The organism is Streptomyces chiangmaiensis (assembly GCF_036281785.1).
GTDB lineage: Bacteria > Actinomycetota > Actinomycetes > Streptomycetales > Streptomycetaceae > Streptomyces > Streptomyces chiangmaiensis.
The window spans coordinates 1-4,603 of sequence record NZ_JAYWVC010000372.1; the positions used below are offsets into that span (position 1 = coordinate 1).

Here is a 4,603-nt window from a genome sequence, read left to right on the forward strand (position 1 = left end):
GGATCCCATCCACGTTCTTCTCCGACATTAAATTGCACCTCCAAAGGTCGACCCGAAACGGAAGATCTCGCGTCGGCCACCGCCTTCTGGGCCGGTGTGCCGACCTCTCGGTCTGCGGTGACCGTGTTCGTCGATTCCGGGCTCACACTAACTTCCTTCGCAGTGATGACAAAGTACGGCCCGCATCTGTGACAGGCGGTGCGCTCACCCGTGCCGGTGGCCGCTTCCTGCACGAGAGGTGCTTCTTACCCATGGAGCAGTGGTCCGCGGTCGCCACGCGTCATCGCAGGGTGTCTTCGGGCTGACGTTCCTGGTTCCCTTGCTCGACCGTGGCCCGCGTCGACTGTGGCGCCAACGCAAGATCGCCTTCGCGTGCGCCACGGTGTTGCTACTAAACTTCGTAGCTGTCACTGTCGAAGAGTGGGTCAACGCCCCGAAGGGGCACTGGATGGACACCGCCAGTCGTACCCACGGTACGCGCGCGTCGTTGACGCGGTCACCGCCCACGTGGCCTCCCGCGACCCGTCGCCCCGTAGACGGATGTGAACCCGTCGAAATCACACGCAGGTCACGTGCTCTCTGACTCCGAACGGGCCACCACCGGCTACGCGGCGTCCGGCCGACGCGGCTTGGCTAGCGCGGCTTGGCTCGGCTCGGCTCGGCTCGGCTCGGCTTCTACGGCTCGACAACACCCGCCGAGCCGTCAACCAGGACGGGTGTCCCATCCACGATGTCCCGTGTGGCGTCGAGCGCGCCGTTCACCAGCGGGATGCCGAACTCCCGGGCCACGATGGCGGCGTGCGAGAAGTTGCCGCCGACCTCGGTGACCGCGGCGCTCGCGATGTTGAACAGGGGTGTCCAGACCGGCGTCGTGGCGTGCGCGACGAGTACGTCGCCCGGCTGGAAGCGCCGGAAGTCCTCCGGGCCCGTGATGAGCCGGGCGATGCCGCGCACGCGGCCGGGGCTGCCCGGCGTACCCACGAGGACGCGTCGCCCCTCGCGTTCTTGCGTACCGCGCCTGATGACGGTCTCGCCCATGAGCGAGGAGAAGAGCCTCAGCGTCCGATCCCGGCCCCACGCTGGATCGGAGCGCGGCGGGATGAACGGGGGCGGCGCGAGTTTCTTGTGGCGCTCGCACAGTTCGCGGCGATGTGCCACCCGGGACGCCATCTGGGCTTCTGGTCTGGTGAGTTCGCGGCGCTTGAGGTAGAAGACGTCCTCGGCGCCCTCCACGGCCCCCGTGCGGGCCAGCCGCTGCCCGATCTCCAGATAGGTGGCGCGCAGCAGCGCCAGGACACGCTGGAAGTGGAACACGCTGTCGTCGACGTGCGCGGCGTTGCTCTGTCCGGCCTTGATGATGCGGTGGGCCACCCTGCGGCGCATGCCGGACAGCGCCCCTACGTGGCCTTCGGCCTCAATCCGCTCGCGCCGCGAGCGCGCCAGGCGTTCGTCGGGGCCGGTCTGGCTGTAGCGGGCCATCTCAAGGTACTGGTCGAGGAGTTCCGGCGACTCGCGCAACGTCGGGTGGAGGGGGTCGGCGCTTTCCACGAAGTGGCCGAAGCGCGCCAGGTAGGCGTTGGTCTCGCCGCTGTCGGCGGCGTGGCGCAGGGCCCGTCCGGCGTCCAGCAGCAGGCTGTCGTTGCCTCGGAAGAGCACCACGGGGTCGGTGAGGTGGGGGACGCCCAGTTTCCCGATGAGCTGCTCGCACATGATCGTCACCGCCGAGCCCCAGGTGACCTCCCACCACCACCAGCCCAACTCCCTGAGCAGCCGGACCGCTCGGGCATGCAGGTCGGCATCCGAAAGGTTCGCCAGTTCGAGCTTTTCCAGGGAGTCCAGGACCGCCAGCCGCGGGGGCCAGGTGCGCCGTACCAGGCGATGCCTGTCCATCGTTCCCGCGGCCAGGCGCCCAACCCACCACATGCAACGAGCCACCGTCGTGAGGATGCGGAAGTCGGCACGGATATAGAGCCAGCTGTTGATCAGTACGTACCAGGGCTCTTTCTGCATGCGGAATTTGCGCTGGCGGGCGGTGACCATGGCGGCGAAGGTCGTCGTCGCGCCCAGCGGAGAGAGCGGTTCGGTGGCCCATTCGGCGGCCTGCAGGTCGTTCATCCACTTCGCGCCCGGGACCGGACTGTCCCAGCGCACCGGCTCGGGCGGCAGGGTGGTGACCGGGCGGGACTGGACGATCCAGAGCCGGCCGTCGGCCAGGCACCACTCGATGTCCTGGGGCATGCGGTAGTGCGCCTCGACAGCCCTGCCCAGACGCACGAGTTCTGCCACCCGCGCTGCGTCCAACACCGCGGAACCGCGCCGGTCCGCCTCCACGGCGCGCTCGTTCGTTCCGCCCGCCGTCGGTGCGGTCAGGAACGCCTTGTCGGCGACCTCCATCTCCTTGACCTCGCCGGTCGTCTTGTCGGCGGTGATGTGGTCCGGCGTGACGAGTCCGCTGACGACGGCCTCGCCGAGCCCCCACGCGGCGTCGATCACGACCTCGTCCCGCGCTCCCGTGAGCGGGTTGGCGGTGAACAGGACCCCGGCCGCCGAGGCGTCGACCATCTTCTGCACCACGACCGCGAGGCTGACGGTGTCCGGTTCGATCTCCTGGCGCGCGCGATAAACCAGGGCCCGCGGCGTCCACAGGCTGGACCAGCACCGCTTCACTGCCTGCAACACCTCCTGCTCACTGGCTATGTTGAGAAAAGTTTCCTGCTGGCCGGCGAAGCTCGCACCAGGAAGGTCCTCTGCTGTGGCCGATGAGCGAACCGCCATCGGTGACTCCTCGCCGCGTGCTCCACACTCCGGTTCGGAGCAGTGGCATTCCGAGCAGCGAACCGCCACCGGGCACGGTGCTTCTACCCCCGAGCGGAGCGCGGCGTGGGCCTGCTGGACCGCTGCCGCCACCTCCGGTGGCATGCTTCCGCGCTCGAAGAGCCCGCGGATATCCGCTGAAGCGGCCTCGTAGTCGGTCCCTGCGCCGCTCCTGGCCAGGGCGACGATCTGCCGTTGGAGATCGTTGGCCTGCACGAACTTCCGGTACGCCGCGGTGCTGATCAAGAACCCCGGGGGAACGGGGAAGCCCGCTCGCGTCAGTTGGATCAGGTTCTCCCCCTTGCCGCCGACCGTGGCGAGCGTCGCCTTCGGCGAATCCATGGAGAAGACGAGGTCATTCATCATGTCGTCCCGACTTCTTGTACCGACGTTCTGGACTAATGCCGCGCGGGGGCGGCCGGGCAGGAACGCTGCGACGAGGGCGGCTCCGAGCAGGACGACAGCGGCCCAGACGGGCAGAGCGAGGTTGACCATCCACTGAAGCGCGCCGGTCCCGGCGCCAGCCTCGTGACGATCATCGGCAGCGCGACGTTCGCGATCGTCGCGTCCAGGGAGTTGATCAGTACGGCGAGTACCAGGGCCGCCGGCACCCGCCATCGCCGGCTCCCCGACCGTTGCCGGATACTGCTTCCACTACCCAGTCCGGGCGCGTGGTTCGATCCCGCCATGGCCGCGCCACACGCATCCCATTGTCCTGCTGCAGCTCGTGGGTAGCACCCGCTCGGCAGCTTAGTGGTCAGCTCCGGAAGTCCTTCGGGGGTTGCGGGGTCCACGACTCGCTGCGCATCGTCGACACGGGATGCGCAAATCCGTTGTCGTCGCTCCTCCTTGGCGCCCTGCGATAGTCCATGCCAGTGGCGTACTGGCTCACCAGGCGGGGCGGATCGGCCCCGGTGGCGTGAGCCGGGTCAGGTCGGCGACAAGTTCACTGAAGCGCGCCTCGCCCAGCGCCTCTCGCCATGGTGCGACGGCAGCCCGGGCCGCCTGGTCGGCGGCGCGAGTGGCGGCCCAGCCAGCCTCGGTAAGCCCCAAGAGCCGGGCGCGGGCATCGTGGGGGTGCGGATGCCTCACCACGTATCCCTTGCGGACCAGCTCCTCGACCAGCTGGGCGGCGGCCTGCTTGGTCACCCCCAGGTGCTCGGCCAGGTCGGCCGTAGTGGTGTCACCCAGGGAGATCCGGGCAAAGGCGAAGCCGTGTGCAGGCCGAAGATCCTCGAATCCCTGCTGGGAGACGCGAGCGTGAATCTCCTGCACCAACTGTCCGGAAAGTGCAAGCACGAGTGCGGAGAAGGCCAGAGCGTCATCCATGGGCTTGACTATAACTCGTCAAGCTGCTTGTCTTGATGGACAAGTTACTTGTCCATAAGGAGCTGTCATGCCCTTCATCCGAAGTGACGAGGCCGTCGTGCACGAGATCCACGGTGCCCGTTTCGTTTCCTACGTCCGTCCGGGCACGGGCAGCCGGGATCTCGCCGCCTGGCGCGGCGAGATCCCGGCCGGAACGGTGGGCCCGGCTCACATGATCAGTCACGAGGAAACGTTTTACGTTCTGTCCGGCCGCCTCCGGCTTACCATCGGCGGCGAGAGCGCCGAACTCGGCGTCGGCGACGCAGCGGTGGCTCCGGCAGGCTCCGAGCTGGCGGTTGCCAATACCACCGACCAGCCCGCGCACATGTGGGTCACTACGCGTGCCGGACTCAGCGCCAAGTTGGCCGATGGCAGCACCATCACGCCGCCCTGGACTCATTAACCTCGATTCGTCTGCGGT

3 protein-coding genes are annotated in these 4,603 nt (G+C 68.0%); 1 reads left to right on the forward strand and 2 read right to left on the reverse strand.

The window, feature by feature from the left end; all coding sequences use genetic code 11:
• Positions 1 to 675 precede the first annotated feature (675 nt).
• Positions 676 to 3,309 carry a PEP/pyruvate-binding domain-containing protein gene (locus VXC91_RS42670; protein WP_329512736.1) on the reverse strand — a complete coding sequence of 878 codons (2,634 nt, stop codon included), beginning with the start codon at positions 3,307 to 3,309 and terminating at the stop codon, positions 676 to 678.
• 393 nt (positions 3,310 to 3,702) lie between these two features.
• On the reverse strand, positions 3,703 to 4,143 hold the full coding sequence (locus VXC91_RS42675; protein ID WP_329512737.1) for a MarR family winged helix-turn-helix transcriptional regulator: 441 nt from the start codon (positions 4,141 to 4,143) through the stop codon (positions 3,703 to 3,705).
• 67 nt (positions 4,144 to 4,210) lie between these two features.
• On the opposite strand from VXC91_RS42675, the gene VXC91_RS42680 reads away from it, so the two are divergent.
• Positions 4,211 to 4,585, forward strand: coding sequence for a cupin domain-containing protein (locus tag VXC91_RS42680; protein ID WP_329512738.1), 375 nt, complete (start codon positions 4,211 to 4,213; stop codon positions 4,583 to 4,585).
• The last annotated feature ends 18 nt before the right edge of the window (positions 4,586 to 4,603 follow it).

Bases quoted from the DNA above. Each gene is read 5' to 3' on its own strand.
- VXC91_RS42670 (WP_329512736.1), bottom strand. From the start codon at position 3,309: ATGGTCAACCTCGCTCTGCCCGTCTGGGCCGCTGTCGTCCTGCTCGGA.
- VXC91_RS42675 (WP_329512737.1), bottom strand. From the start codon at position 4,143: ATGGATGACGCTCTGGCCTTCTCCGCACTCGTGCTTGCACTTTCCGGA.
- VXC91_RS42680 (WP_329512738.1), top strand. From the start codon at position 4,211: ATGCCCTTCATCCGAAGTGACGAGGCCGTCGTGCACGAGATCCACGGT.